17 protein-coding genes are annotated in these 20524 nt (G+C 64.3%); 5 read left to right on the top strand and 12 right to left on the bottom strand.

The features are described 5' to 3' along the window. The first annotated feature begins 86 nt into the window (after positions 1 to 86). On the top strand, positions 87 to 1511 hold the full coding sequence (locus RHODMAR_RS14055; protein WP_232433661.1) for an RNB domain-containing ribonuclease: 1425 nt from the start codon (positions 87 to 89) through the stop codon (positions 1509 to 1511). Here the strand turns inward: RHODMAR_RS14055 and pip are convergent. The 4 genes from pip to RHODMAR_RS14075 all read right to left on the bottom strand — a co-directional run bounded on the left by pip (position 1501) and on the right by RHODMAR_RS14075 (position 5665). Next, on the bottom strand, positions 1501 to 2457 hold the full coding sequence (gene pip / locus RHODMAR_RS14060) for a prolyl aminopeptidase (RefSeq protein WP_008715634.1): 957 nt from the start codon (positions 2455 to 2457) through the stop codon (positions 1501 to 1503). The two genes, RHODMAR_RS14055 and pip, sit on opposite strands and share 11 nt — an antisense overlap. Next, the gene (locus tag RHODMAR_RS14065; RefSeq protein WP_008715636.1) at positions 2458 to 2904 is read right to left on the bottom strand and encodes a hypothetical protein; all 447 of its coding nucleotides are present in this window, start codon (positions 2902 to 2904) and stop codon (positions 2458 to 2460) included. It lies immediately after the preceding gene. A gap of 41 nt (positions 2905 to 2945) precedes the next feature. Beyond that, positions 2946 to 3797 carry a 3-methyl-2-oxobutanoate hydroxymethyltransferase gene (gene panB, locus RHODMAR_RS14070; protein ID WP_008715637.1) on the bottom strand — a complete coding sequence of 284 codons (852 nt, stop codon included), beginning with the start codon at positions 3795 to 3797 and terminating at the stop codon, positions 2946 to 2948. Between the two features lie 119 nt (positions 3798 to 3916). Then, the gene (locus RHODMAR_RS14075; RefSeq protein ID WP_008715640.1) at positions 3917 to 5665 is read right to left on the bottom strand and encodes an NAD+ synthase; all 1749 of its coding nucleotides are present in this window, start codon (positions 5663 to 5665) and stop codon (positions 3917 to 3919) included. Positions 5666 to 5740: 75 nt separating this feature from the next. Between RHODMAR_RS14075 and RHODMAR_RS14080 the strand changes: the two genes are divergently transcribed. The 3 genes from RHODMAR_RS14080 to RHODMAR_RS14090 all read left to right on the top strand — a co-directional run bounded on the left by RHODMAR_RS14080 (position 5741) and on the right by RHODMAR_RS14090 (position 11931). Further along, complete coding sequence (locus tag RHODMAR_RS14080) at positions 5741 to 7294, top strand: alpha/beta hydrolase (RefSeq protein WP_042939241.1); 1554 nt, start codon at positions 5741 to 5743, stop codon at positions 7292 to 7294. Positions 7295 to 7396: 102 nt separating this feature from the next. Next, positions 7397 to 8737: a type I glutamate--ammonia ligase gene (gene glnA, locus RHODMAR_RS14085; RefSeq protein ID WP_042939226.1), complete on the top strand. Its 1341-nt coding sequence runs from the start codon at positions 7397 to 7399 to the stop codon at positions 8735 to 8737. 146 nt (positions 8738 to 8883) lie between these two features. Then, positions 8884 to 11931 carry a bifunctional [glutamine synthetase] adenylyltransferase/[glutamine synthetase]-adenylyl-L-tyrosine phosphorylase gene (locus tag RHODMAR_RS14090; RefSeq protein ID WP_008715647.1) on the top strand — a complete coding sequence of 1016 codons (3048 nt, stop codon included), beginning with the start codon at positions 8884 to 8886 and terminating at the stop codon, positions 11929 to 11931. On the opposite strand, the gene RHODMAR_RS14095 is transcribed toward RHODMAR_RS14090, so the two are convergent. From RHODMAR_RS14095 to glnA (RHODMAR_RS14115), 5 genes are all read right to left on the bottom strand, one after another. Next, a complete protein-coding gene (locus tag RHODMAR_RS14095) occupies positions 11928 to 12911 on the bottom strand; it encodes a glycine betaine ABC transporter substrate-binding protein (protein ID WP_008715648.1) in 984 nt (327 codons plus the stop codon). The genes RHODMAR_RS14090 and RHODMAR_RS14095 overlap by 4 nt on opposite strands. After that, positions 12911 to 13654: an ABC transporter permease gene (locus RHODMAR_RS14100; protein ID WP_042939244.1), complete on the bottom strand. Its 744-nt coding sequence runs from the start codon at positions 13652 to 13654 to the stop codon at positions 12911 to 12913. Before RHODMAR_RS14100 ends, RHODMAR_RS14095 begins: the two co-directional genes overlap by 1 nt. 65 nt (positions 13655 to 13719) lie before the next feature. Next, entirely contained in the window at positions 13720 to 14934 is a 1215-nt protein-coding gene (locus tag RHODMAR_RS14105) for an ABC transporter ATP-binding protein (RefSeq protein ID WP_008715651.1), read from the bottom strand. After that, the gene (locus RHODMAR_RS14110) at positions 14927 to 15577 is read right to left on the bottom strand and encodes an ABC transporter permease (protein WP_008715656.1); all 651 of its coding nucleotides are present in this window, start codon (positions 15575 to 15577) and stop codon (positions 14927 to 14929) included. The genes RHODMAR_RS14105 and RHODMAR_RS14110 overlap by 8 nt, the downstream gene beginning before the upstream one ends. Before the next feature lie 188 nt (positions 15578 to 15765). Next, positions 15766 to 17202 carry a type I glutamate--ammonia ligase gene (gene glnA / locus RHODMAR_RS14115; RefSeq protein WP_008715657.1) on the bottom strand — a complete coding sequence of 479 codons (1437 nt, stop codon included), beginning with the start codon at positions 17200 to 17202 and terminating at the stop codon, positions 15766 to 15768. A 167-nt stretch (positions 17203 to 17369) separates the two neighbouring features. Between glnA (RHODMAR_RS14115) and RHODMAR_RS14120 the strand changes: the two genes are divergently transcribed. Beyond that, entirely contained in the window at positions 17370 to 17834 is a 465-nt protein-coding gene (locus RHODMAR_RS14120) for an RDD family protein (RefSeq protein ID WP_042939230.1), read from the top strand. A 52-nt stretch (positions 17835 to 17886) separates the two neighbouring features. On the opposite strand, the gene RHODMAR_RS14125 is transcribed toward RHODMAR_RS14120, so the two are convergent. From RHODMAR_RS14125 to lipB, 3 genes are all read right to left on the bottom strand, one after another. Further along, complete coding sequence (locus RHODMAR_RS14125) at positions 17887 to 18642, bottom strand: DUF4191 domain-containing protein (RefSeq protein ID WP_008715660.1); 756 nt, start codon at positions 18640 to 18642, stop codon at positions 17887 to 17889. A gap of 61 nt (positions 18643 to 18703) precedes the next feature. Next, positions 18704 to 19717, bottom strand: a complete 1014-nt coding sequence (lipA, locus tag RHODMAR_RS14130) for a lipoyl synthase (protein ID WP_008715662.1) — start codon at positions 19715 to 19717, stop codon at positions 18704 to 18706. A 10-nt stretch (positions 19718 to 19727) separates the two neighbouring features. Then, positions 19728 to 20507 (bottom strand): lipoyl(octanoyl) transferase LipB, encoded by a 780-nt coding sequence (gene lipB, locus RHODMAR_RS14135; protein ID WP_008715663.1) that lies wholly within the window; start codon positions 20505 to 20507, stop codon positions 19728 to 19730. Positions 20508 to 20524 lie beyond the last annotated feature (17 nt).

Genomic DNA, 20524 nt, shown 5'->3' on the forward strand with positions numbered 1-20524 from the left:
GCCACCGCAGAGCGGGCTCTGAAGATCGCCGCTGCGCGCAACAAGGCCGCCGACTCCGACGACGACTGGAACAACTGACGGTGCTGCTGACCCGGCTGCGGGCTCCCAGCGTCGATTTCGGGGCCATCAGATCCGAGTTCGGCTTGTCCGAGGCCTTCGATGCGCAGGTGATGCAGGAGGCGATGGACGCCCGAGATCTGCACGCCGACAGCAGGATCGACCGTACCGACATTCCGTTCGTCACCATCGATCCGCCCGGTTCGAAGGATCTCGACCAGGCCGTACACATCGAGAAGACGTCGAACGGGTTGGTGGTGCACTACGCCATCGCCGATGTGGGTGCGCTGGTGGTGCCCGGGGGAGCGCTCGACCTGGAAACCCGACGGCGAGGCCAGACGTTCTACCTGCCGGACGGGTCGGTGCCGTTGCACCCGAGAGAGCTGTCGGAGGGCTCGGGGAGCTTGCTCGAGGGAGAGACACGCTGCGCCGCGCTGTGGACCATCGAACTGGACGATGTCGGTGAAGCGGTCGCCTGGACGGTGACCCGTGCGTTGGTGCGATCGGTTGCCCGGCTCGATTACGCCCAGGTACAAGCAGATGTCGATGCAGGCACACCACATCCGTCCATCGCGAACTTGGCGGAATTCGGATCGCAACGTGCGGCAGCAGCAATCCGCCGCGGAGCCATCGACATCACTTTGCCCGAGCAGGAAGTTGTGCCCGAAGGGCAGGGGTGGCGCGTCGCGCTGCAGCCACGCACGGCAGTGGACGGTTGGAACGCTGAGGTGTCGTTGTTGACGGGTATGTGTGCCGCCAGAATCATGCTCGACGCCGGAATCGGCATTGTCCGCACCCTTCCGCCCGCCTCTCCCGAGGCCCTCGAAGCCTTGAAGAACACCGCCGCCGCGCTCGGAATAGACTGGCCGGCAGGAGCATCCGCTGGAGCGGTACTGGCCGGGTTGCCTGCTGACGCGCCGTCGACCCTGGCGATGATGACCCGGGCAACCGGCTTGCTGCGCGGCGCGGACTACCTCGCCTTCGATCACTCGACGAACATCGCCGACCGAGACGAAACGGTGGAACACTCGGGCATCGGTGCGCCCTACGCCCATGTGACGGCACCGCTGCGGCGGCTGTCGGATCGTTTCACCACCGAGGTGTGCCTGGCCGTCGTGGCCGGTGAGTCGGCGCCGGACTGGGCGGCGCAGGCGCTACCCGAGTTGCCTGCCATCATGCGCGGATCCGACTCTGCGGCATCGAAAGTCGATCGCGCGTGCGTAGATTTCACCGAGGCGCACGTACTGAGGGACCGAGTGGGTGAGAGCTTCGATGCGGTCGTTCTCCGCGGTGCCGAGGGCAAGCGAGATGCGGAGGTGCTCGTCTCGGAGCCGATAGTCATCGGCAAGTGCGGCGGGGAACCACCCGCGGGAGAGTCGGTGACGGTCCGATTGGTCCAGGCCGACACCGACTCGAGAAAAGTCTCCTTCGACTATTCGCCCGTCACGGCCTGAGGCGATCGGTCGCCTCGACGAGGTGATGCACGATGCCCGGCTCGGCCGCCGAATGCCCTGCGTCGTCGACGATCACCAGATCTGCACCCGGCCAGGCCTTGTGCAGCGCCCAGGCGCTCGTCGCAGGACACACGACGTCGTAGCGGCCCTGCACGATGACGCCCGGAATGCCGTCGAGCAGGTGGGCGTCGCGTAGCAGTTGGTTCTCTTCCAGGAAGCAATTGTTGCGGAAGTAGTGATTCTCGATTCCGGCGAATGCCCTGGCGAATCGCGGGTCTGAATTACCCTGCACTGCATCCGGTTTCGGTAGCAGGTAGCTAGTCGCCGCCTCCCAGGACGACCATGCCACCGCCGCCCGGGTTGCGACGTCGTCGTCCTCGGACATCAGCTGCCGGTGATACGCCTCGACGAGGTCACCGTCACGCTCGTCCTCCGGGACCGGTTCGAGAAACTTCTCCCACAGATCGGGGAAGATGTGGCCGGCACCGCCCCGGTAATACCAGTCGATCTCGGATGGCCGAACCAGGAAGATTCCGCGCAACACGAGCCCGCGCACGCGCTCTCGGTGCGCCTGCGCATAGGCCAACGACAACGTCGATCCCCACGAACCGCCGAACACCAGCCAGGTATCGATACCCAGGTGCTCACGCAGCTTCTCCATGTCCGCGATCAACCGGTCGGTGGTGTTGACCGACAGATCGGCTCCATCGGCGATATGCGGGGTCGACAACCCGCAGCCCCGCTGATCGAACAAGACGATTCGGTAGGACTGCGGGTCGAAGTATCGCCGCTGCAGAGGATTGGTGGCACCGCCAGGCCCGCCGTGCACGAACACCACCGGCGCGCCGTCCGGGTTGCCGGAGACCTCCCAATAGACCCGTTGCCCCTCACCGACATCCAGGTGTCCGGTCTCGACAGGCTCGATCTCGGGATACAGAGAGCGCATCTAGAAGCCCACCAGTCCCGACGCCAGGTCCGGAATATCGAGCGAACGGATGGCCTCGTCACGCACGTCCGAGCAGGTGTCCTGGGTGATGTCGTCGACGATTGCGCGGTTCTGCACCACCTGCAGGTTGATGACGCCGCTCTGCGCGGCCCAGGTCTGCACCAGAATGTTCAGTCCACCGCGGCCCAGAGTGGGCCCCTGAACGCGCCAATTGGACAGCTGCGCTTCCAGATCGGTGCATAACTGCTGCTTCTGCGCGTCGGTGATCACCGCTTCCACCGGCGTCGTGGTGACCGTGGTGGTCGGTGCGATCGTCGTCGACGACGACGAACCGGTATTGGTCGTGTCGGTGCTGCATGCGCCCACCAGTGCGAGAAGCGCAGCCGCGCCTGCGAGAGCGACTGCGCCTCTACGTGCACCGAAGGTCGAACCCCGTCTGAGTGTCATGCCCCGAGTCTGCCATCTGTGCTCGGTGCAGACGAGCACGATCAGTAGCTGTGTTCGGGCCCCGGAAAGACTCCCGAACGGACCTCGGACATATACGTGGTTGCGGCCGTGCGCAGAGAATCTCCGACGTCGGCGAACTTCTTGACGAACTTCGCGGTCTTGCCGTTGGTGTAGCCGGCCATGTCCTGCCATACGAGGACCTGCGCGTCACATTCGTTTCCTGCGCCGATGCCGACGGTCGGAATGGTCAACTTGCGCGTGACCTGACCGGCGATGTCGGCGGGAACCATCTCCATGACGACGGCGAACGCACCCGCCTCCTGGACTGCGATGGCGTCGGCCACCAGCTGCTCGGACGCGTCACCGCGGCCCTGAACCCGGAAACCGCCGAGAGTGTTGACACTCTGCGGGGTGAAGCCCACGTGGGCCATGACCGGGATGCCTGCTGCAGTGATTGCCGCGATCTGGGCGGCGACGCGTTCGCCGCCTTCGAGCTTGACTGCTCCTGCGAGGCCTTCTTTCATGAAGCGGACCGCGGTCTCGAGGGCCTGCTGAGGCGAGGCCTCGTAGGTGCCGAATGGGAGATCAGCGACGACGAGGGCATGCGGCGCGCCGCGGACCACGCCGCGGACCAGCGGGAGCAGTTCGTCGACGGTGATCGGCACGGTGGTGTCGTAGCCGTAGACCACGTTTGCCGCGGAATCGCCGACGAGGAGAACTGGTACTCCGGCTTCCTCGAAGATGCGCGCACTCGAGTAGTCGTAGGCGGTGAGCATTCCCCAGCGTTCGCCGTCCGCCTTCATCTGCAGAAGGTGGTGGGTACGGGTCTTGCGGGTCAAGCCGGTGGCGGGTACGTCCTGGGTAGCGCCGCCGTACACAGAATTTTCGGACATCTTTGTCCCTTTCTGGTCCTCGAGGCCCGCTCGGCGGGTCCCCGGGATGGGGTGTGATGACATCGACGAGTCTGCCACCCATGCACGGCGCGGCGGGGCGCTACCGACAGTGCAATTGGTCACACCCGATCGGGGGTCTGCGCTGCTCGGTAGTCTCGCCAACCGTTGGTGATCGGCATGCGGCGATCCCGCCCGAAAGCGCGAGAGGTGACCTTGCTGCCGATCGGATACTGACGCCGTTTGTACTCCGACGCGTCGATCTTGCGCAGGATGTCTGCGACCACGTCGGCGTCGAAACCGGCCGCGACGATGTCCTCGAACCCCTGGTCGTGGTCGACATACCGAAATATGATGGCGTCGAGTTCGTCGTAGTCGGGCAGCGAATCGGTGTCGAGTTGGCCCGGCCTGAGCTCGGCGGACGGGGGCTTGTCGATGCTCGACTCGGGGATGGGAGGAATATCCCCACGCTCGGCCGCAGACTTGTTCCGCCACCGCGCCAGCTCCCACACCAGCGACTTCGGCACGTCCTTGATCGGCGCGAAACCGCCGACGGCATCGCCGTAGATCGTCGAATAGCCCACCGCCAGTTCTGATTTGTTGCCGGTAGCCAGTACCAGGTGGCCGGAGGTGTTCGACAGTGCCATCAACACCATGCCTCGGCATCGCGCCTGGATGTTTTCCTCGGCAAGGCCGGTCAGGTGCAGTTGGTCGACGTAGCAGGCGACCATGTCGGCAATCGGCTCGATGCTGAAGTGGATCCCGGTGCGCGACGCGAGATCCTCTGCGTCCGTGCGTGAATGATCCGAGGAGTACGTCGATGGCATCGACACCGCGTGTACCGCATCGCTACCGAGCGCATCGACGGCGATGGCTGCCACCACCGCGGAATCGATACCGCCGGACAAGCCGAGAGCAACCGACCGAAAGTTGTTCTTGTGCACATAGTCCCGCAAGCCGGTCACCAGAGCGCCCCACACCTGCTGCTCTACGCACGCGACGTCGGCCAGAGACGGTTCGGCTCGCTGCCAGCCGGTGATCGCCACGTCGGGAAGTGACACCCGATCGATGGTCCAGCCGGGGACCGCGGCCGCGTCCGGACGCGGATCAGTGGGGGTATCGACGTCGACGACAAGCAGGTGTTCGACGAACTGGGGGGAGCGGCCCCAGGTGGAACCGTCGGGGCCGACGACGAAGCTACCCCCGTCGAACACCAATTCGTCCTGGCCGCCGACCACGTTGACGTAGGCGATCGGAGCGCCGATCTCGGTGGCCCGGCGTTCTACTATGCCGCGCCTGACCTCGTCCTTGCCTTGCTCGAAGGGGCTGGCGTTGAGGCAGAGCAGCATGTCGACCCCGGCTGTGGCATAGGCCGAGACGGACCCGCCCGGTTGCCAGATGTCCTCGCACACAACGACACCGAGTCGTAGTCCGTTCACCGACGCGATGCTCAGGCGTGACCCGGGGGCGAAATAGCGAGCCTCGTCGAACACCCGGTAGGTGGGAAGCGAGTGCTTGTGGTAGCGAGATATCACCCGGCCGTCGACGATCATCGCAGCGCTGTTGCGTGAGCCCTCGGCGTCGCGATCGAGGTAACCCACCACCACGATGCGGTCGCCGCACCCGGCCGTGTCCAGCGCGGTAGCCAATTCGGTGAGGGCACGGGCCGATGCGGCCGCGAACGAGGGCCGCAGAGCCAGATCCTCGACGGGGTATCCCGTCAGGGCCATCTCGGGAAACACCACCACGTTGGCACCGTCGTGAGCGGCGCGGACCGTCCACTCGACGATCGCAGCGGAATTTCCCGCGAGATCGCCGACGACGGAATTGATCTGGGCCAGGGCGAGTCGAAGGGCCTGCACTGTGTCCACGCTAGTGCTCCGAGACCGTCCCCGCCGGGCAGTGAGAGCAATGCCCGGCTCGAAAGACCTGGCACGATCGTGACCATGAGAACGCGCACCAGGAGCTCGGCCGTGGCACTGTCCGCAGTCGCCGTGTTGCTCGCGGGCTGCTCCGGCCCCGAGCCCACTGCCGTACCGGAGAGCTCCGACGCCCCGGCATCGGTTGCCGGCCCGGTTCCCGCGGGACTCGAGACCTTTTACACGCAGACTCTGCAGTGGGAGTCCTGCGACCGCTACAACACCGATGGCAGCGAACTGGGCGGCGACGTCGAATGCGCGATGGTGACCGTGCCGCTCGACTACGCCGATCCCAGCGGCACGACGATCGAGGTCGCCATCTCCCGGACGCAGGCAACGGGCGAGAAGATCGGCTCGATACTGATGAATCCCGGTGGCCCCGGCTCCTCGGGGCTGTACCTGGCCACACAGGCCGGCGACACCGCCATCGCCGATCGTTTCGATCGCATCGGATTCGATCCGCGTGGGATCGGGGCCTCGGAACCGGAGGTGCGGTGCCTGACGCCCGACGAGGTCGACGCGGAGCGTCGTGAACCGGACGTCGACGTCAGCCCCGAAGGCATCGCAGCGACCGAGGCCGAACACCGGGATTACGCCGCGCAATGCGTCGAACGCACCGGGGCGGACCTGCTCGAGCATGTCGGTACCAGGGAAGTCGTCCGCGACATGGACGTCATCCGGGGGGTTCTGGGCGACGAGAAATTGACCTATGTCGGCTACTCGTACGGCACCCGAATCGGCACGGCGTATGCCGAGGAGTTCCCGTCGAACGTGCGGGCGATGGTGCTCGACGGTGCGCTCGACCCGGACCAGTCGCCCGTGGACGAGGCCGTCGCGCAAGGTGCGGCGTTCCAGACCGCGTTCGATCAATTCGCCGCCGACTGCGCACAGACCGACACCTGCCCGCTGGGAACCGATCCGGCTCAGGCCGTCGCACAGTTCCGGTCACTGGTCGACCCGTTGATCGACCAGCCGGCCGAGACGACCGATCCACGCGGGCTCAGCTACGACGACGCGATCACCGGAGCTCAGCAGGCGCTGTACTCGCAGCAGCTGTGGCGTCTGCTGCGGGCCGGATTGAGCGAGCTGCGCGACGGGCGGGGCGACACGCTGCTCCGGCTCGCCGATACCTACTCCGGGCGGCTCGAGGACGGCAGCTACACCAACATCGACGATGCGTTCAACGCCGTTCGATGCGTCGACGGCCCGCCGACCACCGACCGCGCAGCGGCCGACGAGGCCGACGCCAGGTTCCGTGCGGCCGCGCCGTATCTGGACGACGGCCGGGCCACGGGCGATGCGCCGCTCGACTTGTGCGCTTTCTGGCCGGTGCCCAACACGAGTGACCCGCACATCGTGGACGTGGAGGGACTGCCGACGCTGGTGGTGGTGTCGACGACCAACGATCCGGCCACGCCCTATCAGGCGGGAGTCGAACTGGCTTCGCAGCTGCGAGGGGACCTGGTGACCTACGAGGGAACGCAACACACGGTGGCGTTCTCGGGCGTCGAGTGCATCGACGATCCGCTGGTGAGTTACCTCGTCGATCTGGTGCCGCCGCGGGACGGATTGCGCTGCTGACGCGCTACCTCACCGACCGAAATGTGTTCGGAGAGTTCCACGAAGTGAGACCGAATTCACGATGTAACACAGATTTAACTCCGTTTGCTTACTCTCGCGTTCATGGATCGTCAAAAGGAATTCGTGCTCCGGACCTTAGAAGAGCGCGATATTCGTTTCGTCCGCCTTTGGTTCACCGATGTTCTCGGTTACCTGAAATCGGTGGCCATCGCCCCCGCGGAGCTCGAAGGAGCATTCGACGAGGGAATCGGCTTCGACGGTAGCGCTATCGAAGGATTCGCCCGCGTGTCCGAGGCGGACACCGTGGCCAAGCCGGATCCCTCGACGTTCCAGATCCTGCCGTGGTCCACCAGCAAGGGCCACCAGCACTCGGCGCGGATGTTCTGCGACATCGCCATGCCCGACGGCTCGCCGTCCTGGGCCGACTCCCGCCACGTGCTGCGTCGCCAGTTGAGCAAGGCCGCAGACCTCGGTTTCAGTTGCTACGTGCACCCGGAGATCGAGTTCTTCCTGCTCAAGGACGCCCCGCAGGACGGCTCGCCGCCCACCCCGGCCGACAATGGCGGCTACTTCGACCAGGCCGTGCACGACTCGGCCCCGAACTTCCGCAGGCACGCCATCGATGCACTCGAGTCGATGGGTATCTCGGTCGAGTTCAGTCATCACGAGGCCGCACCCGGCCAGCAGGAGATCGACCTGCGGTACGCCGACGCCCTGTCGATGGCGGACAACATCATGACCTTCCGTTACGTGGTCAAGGAAGTTGCCATCGAGGAGGGTGTGCGTGCAACGTTCATGCCCAAGCCGTTCAGCGACCAGGCCGGTTCGGCGATGCACACGCACATGAGCCTGTTCGAGGGCGACGCGAACGCCTTCCACAACCCGGACGATCCGATGCAGCTCTCCGAGACCGGCAAGTCCTTCATCGCCGGAATCCTCGAGCACGCGAACGAGATCAGCGCGGTGACCAACCAGTGGGTCAACTCCTACAAGCGGCTCGTGCGCGGCGGCGAGGCACCGACGGCAGCTTCCTGGGGACCGGCAAACCGTTCGGCCCTTATCCGCGTGCCGATGTACACCCCGAACAAGGCGTCCTCGCGACGCGTCGAGATCCGCAGTCCTGATTCTGCGTGCAACCCGTACCTCGCCTTCGCTGTGTTGCTCGCGGCCGGCCTGCGCGGAATCGAGAAGGGCTACACGCTGCCTCCCGAGGCCGAGGAAGACGTGTGGGCTCTGACCTCCGCGGAGCGTCGTGCCATGGGCTACAAGGAGCTGCCGGGCAACCTCGATCAGGCGCTGAACGCGATGGAGGGATCCGAACTGGTCGCCGAAGCACTGGGCGAGCACGTCTTCGACTTCTTCCTGCGCAACAAGCGTCGTGAGTGGGAGGAATACCGCAATCACGTCACGCCGTACGAGCTGAAGGCCTACCTGGGTCTGTAGTGCGACCCTGGGCATTTAACGGCGCGGCGTGGTCATGGGCTACGTTCTAGTCGATCGTGAATGGTAGTTCCGATGCCGGCGTGGGCACCCTCGCGTCGCATGTACTGACGACGAGGTAAATCTGTGGCACCCCGAGGTGGATTCTGATGGTGCGTCCTCCGACTTCCAGATCCATCGTTCCCGGACCGGGCCGTCTCGGTCTGGTCGAACAATCTGCTCCGTCCGATCTGCGCACCCTCGGTTGGACGGATGAAGAAAGCCTCGAACTGCTGTGGTCGCTGTCTCGCGCGCCCAACGCGGACCTCGCACTGCGCACCCTGGTGCGGTTGTACGAATTGCTCGGTTCCGGTTGGTCGGAGTTCGACACAGCGTTGCGAACCGACAAGGGATTTCGCGGGCGCATCCTGGGAACCATCGGCGCATCGAGTGCGCTCGCCGATCACCTCGTGGCCGACGACAGCACCTGGCGTCTACTGCTGACCAAGAAGGGTCAGAGCAGTGGAAACTCGGCGAAGATAGAGCTGCCCAGCAAGGCGACGCTGGTGGCGGAGCTCCTCGAGGTCGTCGGGGCAGAGCCCGAGACCGGACCCAATGCCGCACCCGACCTGTACCGCGCATCGCTGACCGGACCGCCCGCAGTGATCGCGCTGCGCAAGAAGTACCGCGACCAGATCATGGTGCTGGCTGCCTACGACCTCGCGGCAACCGTCGAGAACGAACCCGTCCTGCCCTACACGGTGGTCGGGTCGCAACTGTCGGACATGGCCGATGCAGCGCTCACTGCGGCGTTGGCCGTCGCCGTGGCCACCGTCTGCCCGGACGCCCCATGTCCGACGCGCCTGGCCGTCGTCGCGATGGGCAAGTGCGGCGCCCGCGAACTCAACTACGTCTCGGACGTCGATGTCGTGTTCGTCGCCGAGCCCGCGGACTCGCAGGCCAGCCGTATCGCGGGTGAAATGATGCGCATCGGCTCCTCCGCGTTCTTCGAGGTCGACGCGGCCCTGCGCCCCGAGGGCAAACGCGGCGAACTGGTCCGCACGCTGGATTCGCACGTGGCCTATTACAAGCGGTGGGCCAAGACCTGGGAGTTCCAGGCGCTGCTCAAGGCTCGGCCGATGACCGGTGACATCGCGCTCGGCAACGATTACGTCGACGCCGTCAACCCGATGGTGTGGCTGGCCAGCCAGCGCGATGACTTCGTGCCGGAGGTGCGCGCCATGCGCCGCCGAGTCGAGGAGATGGTGCCACCCGAGCTGCGCGAACGCGAGATCAAACTCGGCCGCGGCAGTTTGCGAGACGTCGAATTCGCCGTTCAGCTGCTGCAATTGGTCCACGGTCGAACCGACGAGTCGCTGCGCGTGCTCGGCACGACCGACGCACTGTCTGCCCTCACGGAGGGCGGGTACGTCGGCCGCGACGATGCGGCGAATCTCACCGCGTCCTACGAATTTCTTCGGCTGATCGAGCACCGCCTGCAGATGCAGAGAATGCGGCGGACGCACACGCTGCCTCCGCCGGACGACGAGGAAGCGCTGCGGTGGTTGGCGCGTTCGGCGCACATGCGCCCGGACGGCAATCGCGACGCCCTCGGTGTCCTCAACGCGGAGATCAAACGCAACGCGCAACGTATTCGGCGGCTGCACGCGAAGCTCTTCTATCGGCCGCTGCTGGACTCGGTGGTCAAGTTCGATTCCGAGACGGTGCGTCTGACTCCGGACGCGGCGACGCGTCAGCTCGCAGCCCTCGGCTATGCCACCCCGCAGAACGCACTGGGCCACTTGCGAGCACTCGTCGGCTCGGGCACTCGGCGCGGGCAAATTCAGGCGGTACTCCTCCCGACCCTGCTCGAATGGCTCGCCGACACCCCGGACCCGGATGCGGGATTGCTGCACTACCGGCGACTCTCGGAATCGGCAGGGGAGCAGACGTGGTTCCTGCGAGTGCTGCGCGACGAAGGCGCAGTAGCGCAGCGGCTCATGATCGTGCTCGGCTCCTCGGCGTACGTACCCGATCTGCTGATCAAGGCCCCCGAGGTCATCCGATTGTTCGCCGACGGACCCACCGGCCCTCGCCTACTCGACGTCGAACCGGAAGAGACATACCGCGCCATCCTGTCGTCCTCGGCTCGGTACGAGGATCCGGTGCGGGCGATCAATGCCGCCAGGGCGCTACGCCGTCATGAACTGGCCCGGGTCGCCTCGGCCGACATTCTCGGCATGCTCGATGTTCCTCAGGTGTGCCGGGCGCTGTCGTCGGTTTGGGCCGCGGTCATCAACGCGGCACTCGCAGCCGCCGTGCGCGCCAGCGAGAAAGAACGCGGAGAACCGGCACCGGCCAATCTGGCGGTGATCGGTATGGGACGGCTCGGCGGCGGTGAGCTGGGCTACGGTAGCGACGCCGACGTTCTGTTCGTCTGCGAGCCGGTGGACGGCATCGACGAGACCGTTGCGGTCAAGTGGGCCAACACGATTGCCGACCGCATCCGCAAATTGCTCGGCGCGCCCAGCACCGACCCGCCCCTCGAGGTCGATACCGGTCTGCGACCGGAAGGCAGAAGCGGGCCGGTGGTGCGCACCCTGTCGTCCTATGCCGCGTACTACTCGCAGTGGGCCCAGGCATGGGAGGTTCAGGCCTTGCTGCGGGCACACCAGGTCGCCGGCGACCAGGATCTCGGCATCCGGTTCCTGCTGATGGCAGACCAGGTGCGCTATCCCGAGGGCGGCGTATCCACCGACGCGGTCCGCGAGATCAGGCGAATCAAGGCGCGTATCGACTCCGAGCGACTGCCCAAGGGAGCCGACCCCGCCACGCACACCAAGCTCGGCCGCGGGGGACTGGCGGACATCGAGTGGACCGTCCAACTCATCCAGCTCAGGTACGCACACAAGGTTCACACGCTGCACAACACCTCGACATTGCAGTCGTTGGACGCGATCGGTGCGGCCGAGCTGATGAGCGAAACCGACGTGGAGTTGCTGCGCGAAGCCTGGATACTCGCGACGAAGGCGCGCAACGCTCTTGTCCTCGTGCGCGGTAAGCCGACCGACCAGCTCCCGGCACCGGGAGCTGTTCTGTCAGCCGTGGCGAAGGTCGCAGGCTGGCAGGACGGCGATGCAGGGGCGTTCCTCGACAACTACCTGCGCGTCACGCGTCGGGCAAAGGCAGTGGTGGAGCGAACGTTCGGTGGAAACTAGTCACCTTCGACGGTGACGAAGCCTTTCTCGACCATCCAGTCACGCGCGACGTCGGCCGGTTCGCGGCCGTCGACATCGACCTGCTTGTTGAGTTCGGTGATTTCGTCGTTTGTCAACGCCGCAGAGATCGGTGCGGTGATCTCGGCAATCTGCGGGTACTCTTCCGCGATTTTCGAGCGAATCACGACGGTGGCGTTGTACCGGGGAAAGAAATTCTTGTCGTCCTCGAGCACGACAAGATCGAGACCTTTGATGCGGCCGTCGGTGGTGAACACCTCACCGAACTTGCACTGGGAACCGTCGGCCGTTGCCTGATAGATGATTCCGGTCTGCAGAATCTGACGGGGAACGGCGTTGGCGTCGAAACCGTACGTTGCTGCCAGGCCGGGAAATCCGTCCTGTCGACTGTTGAACTCGGTCTCCACGCACAACGCTGACGCGGCCGGGTCGCGCGCCACGAGAGCCGCATAATCCGAGAGCGTCTTCACACCGGTCTGCTCGGCTGTCGCCCTGTTCGTGGCCAGCGCGTACGTATTGTCCATGGGTGCCGGGTTGACCCACACGATGCCGTTCTCGGTGTCGGCATCGCGGACGGCATCGAACTGCTCGGTAGCGTCGGTAATAGGAGTCTCGTTGCCCTGGTAGTTGATCCAGCCTGTTCCGGTGTACTCGTAGCTCAGGTCGACCTGGCCGGCAATCATGGCCTGACGGGTGCTGTTGGATCCCGAAATGTTGGTGAGGTCACGGACGTCCGCACCTGCGGCCGACATAGCGAATTCGAGTATGTAGCCCAGAATGATCTGCTCGGTGAAATCTTTCGAGCCGACCGTCAGTTCGGCCCCTTCGAGGCCCGGCATCGACTTGATGCTGCCGGGTTCGACAGATAGCGGCACGGCACCGCCCGACTGCAGTCCGCAGCCCGTCAACGCGACCGTGACGATCGCGCACAGAGCAATGAGTTGCCGAGTCGAGTGCCGCATCAGCGGAGTCCTTTCGGTCCGAGGTAGGCCTCGGCGAGTGCCCCGAGCCAGTCGACGAACAACGCGAGAGCCACGGCGAGAACGCCTCCCACGACGAGGATCAGCGGCTGATAGAGCTTGTATCCGGTGTCGATGAGAACTCCGAGACCGCCCGCCCCCACAAGGAAGCTCAGGGTGGCCGTACCGACGGCGAGCACCAGGGACGTGCGCAGACCCGCCAGCATGTACGGCACCGCCAGCGGAAACTCGATTCGCCACAGGATCCCGCTGCTGGACATACCTTGTCCGCGTGCAGCATCGATGTAGCTCGGATCGACTTGTTGGAAGCCGAGCATCGTGTTTCGGAGAACGGGAAGGAGTGAGTAGAACGCGATGGGCAATACTCCGATCCAGAAGCCGGTCTTTCCCGTTGCAAGGAAGAGCAACACCAGCAAGCCGACCGCCGGAGCGGCCTGGCCGATGTTGGCGATACCGAGGAAGATCGGTGCCAGTTTTCGGTAGCCGTTGCGGGTCAACAGAATTCCCAGAGGAACAGCAATCGCGAGCACGAGCGCGGTGACGACGATCGTGATGACGACGTGCTCGGAGAGCCGCTGGAACAAAGTGCTCGCGTTCAGCGTCTCCTTTTGCGTCGCACTCAGGTCACGAGTGAAGGTATAGAGGAGCAGGCCGACTACCACCACCACGATGATGGCCGGTTGCACAAGTAGACGAACACGTTCCGCGCGTTTGGCGGCCTGCACCGCCGCTTGCGCGCCGCCGTCGTCGTCCGGATCTGCGTCGACGACCGAAGGATCCGCCGCGGTCGTCACGACGGACTTCCTGCGGTCACGTCGTCGGCTGCAGTGTCGGTGTCATGGGCCTTCTCGTCGTGGTCGTGAGCGTGCTGCGAACGGATGGTCTTGATGGTGTCGATCAGCGCTTCGATGGTGATGGTGCCTGCGTATTCGCCGCGCTGACCGGTGACCGTAGCCGTTGCATTCCCCTCGGCGAGAAGCGCTTCGAGCGCGTCCTGCAGAGTGGACTGTGTCGAGACCATTTCGCCCATCGGAACACCGACGTCGCGCAGGCTCTTCGCGCCCGTGAGGTGACGTCGATCGGTCCAACGAATGGGCCGCTTGCGCGCATCGAGAATGATTCCCCACGCCTCCGGATCGTTTCCGAGGGCCGCGTTCATTGCCTCGACCGGCTGGTCTTCGGCCATGACCGGAACATCGGACAACTCGATGTCGCGCACACGCATCAGAGTCAGTTGCTTGAGAGCTGCACCGGCGCCGACGAATCCGGCGACGGTATCGTCGGCGGGATTGGCCAACACAGCTTCCGGAGTATCGAACTGCAGAATTCGAGATTGATTGCCCAGCACGGCAATCCGGTCGCCGAGTTTGACGGCTTCGTCGAAGTCGTGGGTGACGAATACGATCGTCTTACCCAATTCTGCTTGCAGACGCATCAATTCGTCTTGCAGCAGGCCTCGGGTGATGGGGTCGACCGCGCCGAACGGCTCGTCCATCAACAGCACCGGGGGATCGGCAGCGAGAGCGCGCGCAACACCGACACGTTGCTGCTGGCCTCCGGACAGCTGGCGTGGGTAGCGACCGCGGTACAGCGCTGGATCGAGCCCGACGAGGTCGAGCATCTCGTCGGTGCGATCCGATATTTTCGCCTTCTTCCAGCCGATCAGACCGGGAACCATGCCGACGTTCTCGGCAATGGTCATATGCGGGAACAGTCCTGCCTGCTGGATCGAGTAACCGATGGTTCGGCGCAGCTCGTTCGGGTTGATCGACAGCGCATCCTTGCCGCCGATGGTGATCCGGCCCGACGTCGGTTCGATCAATCGGTTGATCATGCGCATGGTCGTCGTCTTACCGCAGCCGGACGGACCGACCAGCACGACCACTTCACCGGCGGGGATCGTCATCGACACGTTGTCGACGGCGGCGTCCTTTTGTCCTGAGTAGCTCTTGGTCACGTTCTCCAGCACGATTTCTGCGCCGGATACGGTCGTTTTCTCACTCACGGATGCCCCTAGAGGTGGTCAGTTTGCCGATCACGACGTAGATCCCATCGAGGATCAGCGCCAGTAGAACGATGAGGATGGTGCCGGTCAATGCCTGGGGGACGGCGGTGGGGCTGCCGACCCGTGCGAGTCCGGAGAACAGAAGGTTGCCCAGGCCGGGGCCTTTGGCGTACGCAGCGATGGCCAGGATGCCCATGGCCAGCTGTGTGCTGACCCGCATTCCGGTGAGAATCGAGGGCCACGCAAGTGGAATCTCGATGCGCCGCAGCACGAGAATGCGGCTCATGCCGATTCCTCGGGCGGCATCGGTGACCGCAGGATTCACCGCATCCAGACCTACTACCGTGTTTCTGATGATCGGGAGCAGCGAGTACAGGACCAGAGCGGTCACTGTCGGTCGAACGCCCAATCCCAGAATTGGAATAAGCAGACCCAACAGTGCGAACGACGGAATCGTCAACACGGTGCTCGCCAGAGCTGTCGCGATGGCGGAGCCAGCGGGACTGCGATAGACGAGCACGCCGATGGCGACTCCGATAACGGTAGCGATGATCACGCATTGAATGACGGCGGAGACGTGTAGGTAGGAGTCGATCGCCAACTGCCTTCGCCGTCCGACGATGAATTCCCACAGTGCGTCCATGAAGTTCGTTGTCCTCTGTTCGCCCTTAGCGGATACAGGTCTTTACCCCGCGTATCAACTATCAAACTCCGACCGTCTCGAATTCTGTTGCCGTTTGCCGAAATCTGCGCCCAATGGAAACAATCGAGAACGCAAAAACGCCCGGCCGAAGAGATTCGGCCGGGCGATTTCTGGGTGAAGTTATCGACTCACACGTCGTAGTACAGCGAGAACTCGTACGGGTGCGGACGCAAGTTGACCGGAGCGATCTCCTGCTCGCGCTTGAGTGAGATCCAGGTCTCGATCAGGTCGGTCGTGAACACGCCACCCTCGGTGAGGTAGTCGTGATCGGCCTCGAGACGGTCGATGACCGCATTGAGCGAGGTGGGTGCCTGAGGAATGTTCTTGGCTTCCTCGGGCGGCAACTCGTAGAGGTCCTTGTCGACCGGTGCCATCGGCTCGATCTTGTTCTTGATGCCGTCCAGGCCGGCCATCATCTGCGCGGCGAAGTTCAGGTACGGGTTGCCCGAGGAGTCGGGCGCACGGAACTCGAGGCGCTTGGCCTTCGGGTTGTTGCCGGTGATCGGGATACGAACCGCGGCGGAGCGGTTGCGCTGGCTGTAGACCAGGTTGATGGGGGCTTCGTAGCCCGGCACCAACCGGTGGTACGAGTTGATCGTCGGGTTGGTGAAAGCCAACAGCGACGGAGCGTGGTGCAGGATGCCGCCGATGTAGTGGCGCGCGAGATCCGACAGTCCGGCGTATCCGGCCTCGTCGTGGAAGAGAGGCTTGCCGTCCTTCCACAGCGACTGGTGCACGTGCATGCCCGAGCCGTTGTCACCGAACAGCGGCTTCGGCATGAACGTCGCCGACTTGCCGTTCTTCCAGGCGGTGTTCTTGACGATGTACTTGAACAGCTGCAGATCATCGGCAGCGCGAAGCAACGTGTTGAACTTGTAGTTGATCTCCTGCTGGCCGCCCGTGCCGACCTCGTGGTGTGCACGCTCGAGCTCGAAGCCCGCGTTCTGCAGGTTGGTGGAGATCTCGTCGCGCAGGTCGACGTAGTGGTCGTACGGAGCGACGGGGAAGTAGCCGCCCTTGTAGCGAACCTTGTAGCCGAGGTTCGGGCTGCCGTCGGCCTCGGTCTCGGCGCCGGTGTTCCACCAACCCGAGGACGAGTCGAGCTCGTAGAAAGCGCCGTTGGCCTGCGAGTCGAACCGCACGGAGTCGAAGATGTAGAACTCGGCCTCGGCACCGAAGTACGCGGTGTCGGCAATGCCGGTGCTCGCCAAGTACTCCTCGGCCTTGCGCGCGACGTTGCGAGGATCGCGGCTGTACGCCTCACGCGTGAACGGGTCGTGGACGAAGAAGTCGATGTTCAGCGTCTTCGCGTTCCGGAACGGGTCGATCTGAGCGGTGGCGTAGTCCGGAAGCAGGATCATGTCGGACTCGTGGATCGACTGGAAGCCGCGGACGGACGAGCCGTCGAACGCAAGACCGTCTTCCAGAGTGTCCGCCGTGAACGCCTTCGCGGCGATCGAGAAGTGCTGCTGTGCACCCGGCAAATCCGTGAATCGGATGTCGACGTATTCGATTCCTTCATCTGCGATGAACTTGATGACCTCTTGGGCCGTGGAAAACGCCACGCTTTTGCTCCTTTGTTGAGTCCGTAGAGCTGACGTTATGGACTTGGTGTTGCCTGCCCGTCAAGCTCGTGTTTCGCCCGTGTTACGCGTCCTGGTTCACGAGTGGCACGAACAACAGTACGTCCGCGTGTTCTTCCATGTGCCCAGCCGCGCCTATCCTGGAAATCATGGCACGAATGACAGGGTCCTGGTTGTCCGGTCCGGCGGCTGCGAACCCACGGAAACCACAGAACTTTCGCGGCGAAGAACTAGGCCTACCCCAACACGGCGTCGGCGCACTGGCAGGTGCCGGGCGCAGAATCCTGGCCCTACTGCTGGATTGGACGATGTCCACCGGCGTGGCCTCGCTGATTCTGGGCGGCTACACCACGAGCGGACTCATCTCGACGATCGTCCTCGCTGTGTGGTTCGTCGTCGGACTCGCGTCCGTTTCGCTGTTCTCGTTCACCCCGGGGCAGTTCATAGTCGGTATTCATGTGGGCCGCATCGACGCCCCTGCCCCGGTCGGGTTCGTTCGAGCGCTGGTACGCCAACTGATTCTGCTGTTCGTCGTACCGGCCGTCATCACCGACATGGATGGCCGCGGAATGCATGATCGCGCAACAGGAACAGCCCTGCTGCGGACCCGCTGACGGGTCGCGCACCAGGGCTGTTGTCGAACAGTCGACAGGTGTTCCGGGGTCTCTAGCGGCGTTTCATGGTCCGCTGAACGCCCTTCATCTTGGCACCGCCGGGCACCGGACCCTTCGGCATCGCCGGGCCACCCTTGGTGCCCAGAGCAGCCAAGCGTGACTCGATGGTGTCCATACGCTTGCCGTCGATGTTCTTGGGCAACTTCGACAGATACTTCTGCAGCCCCGAGAGCGGGATCTGATTCTCTTCGTTTCCGACGATGACGTCGTAGATCGGAGTGTCGCCCACCAGGCGGGCAGTTTTCTTCTTCTCTTGAGCCAGCAGTGCTTTGACGCGCTGCGGTGCACCTTCGGCAACGAGGATGACTCCGGGCTTACCGATCACACGATGAACAGCATCGAGATGGGTGGTGCCGGCGATCGCATTGGTCACCCGCCACGAACCCTGCAGGTTGTCCAGGGCCCAGGCAGCCGCACCGGCCTGGCCGTCGGCCTTCTTGTATACCGACTTCTGCACTCGGCGACCGAAGATGATGAACGCGACCAGCACACCGAGCAACAGGCCGATAGGGAGCAGGAACCACTGGAAGCCGAAGGCCAGCCCGATCAGGAAGCCTACGAGACCGAGCCCGACCACCGACCCGATCATCAGCGGAAGGAGAGCCTTGTCGTCCTTGCGCTGCATCTGGAACGCCTGCCACAGCTGACTGCGCCGTTCCTTCGATGCCTTCCTCCGGGCCGCCTTCGCAGCCGCTTTTACTTCCTTGCTGGGCTTGCCTGCTTTGCCAGCTTTACTGCCGTTCGCCATAACTCACAGGATACGTCCTGTGCCGACGCTCACGCGCACCGCTCCACGTTGGGAACGGGCTTCAGCGAGCCGCCAGTCGTGCCATCAACGAACTGGCTTCCTGCGAGGCCTCGCCGCCGTCGGTCAGGTGGCTCATGCTCTCGGGCAGCTCGCGTCCGTGATGGGCCATGGCCTGCGCGTACAGCCGTCCGGCGCGGTAGGAGGAGCGGACCAACGGACCGGCCAGCACGCCGGCGAAGCCGATCTCGGTGGCGTAGTCGGAGTGCTCGACGAACTCTTCCGGCTTGACCCACCGCTCGACCGGATGGTGGCGCGGCGACGGGCGGAGGTACTGGGTGATGGTCAAGATGTCGCAACCGGCCTCGTGCAGGTCGCGAATGGCTTCCTGGACTTCCTCGGGGGTCTCGCCCATGCCGAGGATGAGGTTGGACTTGGTGACCAGACCGTCGTCTCGCGCCGCGGTGATGACGTCCATCGACCGCTGGTAACGGAAAGCCGGACGAATGCGCTTGAAAATGCGCGGCACGGTCTCCACATTGTGGGCGAGAACCTCCGGGCGCGAGGAGAAGACCTCGGCCAGCTGATCGGGCCTGGCGTTGAAATCGGGGATCAGCAGCTCGACGCCGGTGTTGGGGTTCAGCTTCTTGATGAAGCGGACCGTCTCGGCGTACAGCCACGCACCGCCGTCTTCCAGATCGTCGCGGGCCACTCCGGTGATGGTGGAGTAGCGCAGACCCATGGCCTGCACGCTCTCGGCCACTCTGCGCGGCTCGTCACGATCGAGATCCTCCGGCTTACCGGTGTCGATCTGACAAAAATCGCATCGGCGGGTGCATTGTTCTCCGCCGATCAGGAAGGTCGCTTCGCGATCTTCCCAGCATTCGTAGATGTTGGGGCAGCCGGCTTCCTCGCACACCGTGTGCAGACCTTCGCGCTTCACAAGACCCTTGAGCTCGGTGTATTCCGGGCCCATCTTTGCCTTCGTCTTGATCCAGCTGGGTTTGCGTTCGATGGGGGTCTCCGCGTTTCGGATCTCGAGGCGGAGCAGCTTGCGTCCTTCTGGGGCCACAGTCACATAAACGATGCTACGCGCCGAACCGAACCGTGGTGAACGGCGGGTTGATCGACGCGTCGGTGCTCGTCCGATGCTCGATGTCATGGTCCTGGACCTGCATCGACCCGTCCAGCGCTGCCAATACCGCTGCGGTGACGGCCGGGGTGACGTCACCGATCGTGACCTCTCGGCCGAGCTCGAGTGACAGAGAAGTCACGCCGGCGTCGGCGATGCCGCAGGGGACGATGGCATCGAATCCGGTCATGGCGGCATTGCAGTTCAAGGAGAAACCGTGCAGCGTCACCCCACGCTGAACCCGCACCCCGATAGCGGCAATCTTGCGTTCGGGGAGCCATGCGCCCTCGCGCATCTCTCCGGCAAGCCACACGCCGGATCTACCATCGACGCGCCCGCAGACGATGCCGTATCCGGACACCACCGAAATCAACGCCTCCTCGATGCGCCGCACGTACTTCACGACGTCGATCGGCTGTGCGAGCTTGACGATGGGATAGCCGACCAACTGTCCGGGGCCGTGCCAGGTGATCTTGCCCCCGCGATCGACCTCGACGACGGGAGTGCCGTCCCGTGGCATGTCTTCTTCGGCAGTGCGTCGTCCGGCCGTGTAGACGGACGGATGCTCGAGCAGCAGCAGTGTGTCGGAGCCGATACCGTCGGCCCGGGCCCCGGCCAGGTCGCGCTGCAGAGCCCACGCCTCGGTGTACTCGACGGTGCCCAATTCGCGCACCTCGACAGCGTCGGTGCTCGCGCGCGCCGATGCTCGGACCGACGAAGAGTTCGCGTCACTCATAATTCGGAACGGTACGC

The organism is Rhodococcus sp. AW25M09, assembly GCF_000333955.1.
Taxonomy (GTDB): Bacteria; Actinomycetota; Actinomycetes; order Mycobacteriales; family Mycobacteriaceae; genus Rhodococcoides.

Excerpts from the sequence above, each read along its gene's own strand:
- glnA (WP_042939226.1), top strand. The coding sequence starts at position 7,397 with ATGGATCGTCAAAAGGAATTCGTGCTCCGGACCTTAGAAGAGCGCGAT.
- RHODMAR_RS14065 (WP_008715636.1), bottom strand. The coding sequence starts at position 2,904 with ATGACACTCAGACGGGGTTCGACCTTCGGTGCACGTAGAGGCGCAGTC.
- RHODMAR_RS14090 (WP_008715647.1), top strand. The coding sequence starts at position 8,884 with ATGGTGCGTCCTCCGACTTCCAGATCCATCGTTCCCGGACCGGGCCGT.
- RHODMAR_RS14080 (WP_042939241.1), top strand. The coding sequence starts at position 5,741 with ATGAGAACGCGCACCAGGAGCTCGGCCGTGGCACTGTCCGCAGTCGCC.
- pip (WP_008715634.1), bottom strand. The coding sequence starts at position 2,457 with ATGCGCTCTCTGTATCCCGAGATCGAGCCTGTCGAGACCGGACACCTG.
- RHODMAR_RS14125 (WP_008715660.1), bottom strand. The coding sequence starts at position 18,642 with ATGGCGAACGGCAGTAAAGCTGGCAAAGCAGGCAAGCCCAGCAAGGAA.
- lipB (WP_008715663.1), bottom strand. The coding sequence starts at position 20,507 with ATGAGTGACGCGAACTCTTCGTCGGTCCGAGCATCGGCGCGCGCGAGC.
- RHODMAR_RS14095 (WP_008715648.1), bottom strand. The coding sequence starts at position 12,911 with ATGCGGCACTCGACTCGGCAACTCATTGCTCTGTGCGCGATCGTCACG.
- panB (WP_008715637.1), bottom strand. The coding sequence starts at position 3,797 with ATGTCCGAAAATTCTGTGTACGGCGGCGCTACCCAGGACGTACCCGCC.
- RHODMAR_RS14120 (WP_042939230.1), top strand. The coding sequence starts at position 17,370 with ATGGCACGAATGACAGGGTCCTGGTTGTCCGGTCCGGCGGCTGCGAAC.
- RHODMAR_RS14110 (WP_008715656.1), bottom strand. The coding sequence starts at position 15,577 with ATGGACGCACTGTGGGAATTCATCGTCGGACGGCGAAGGCAGTTGGCG.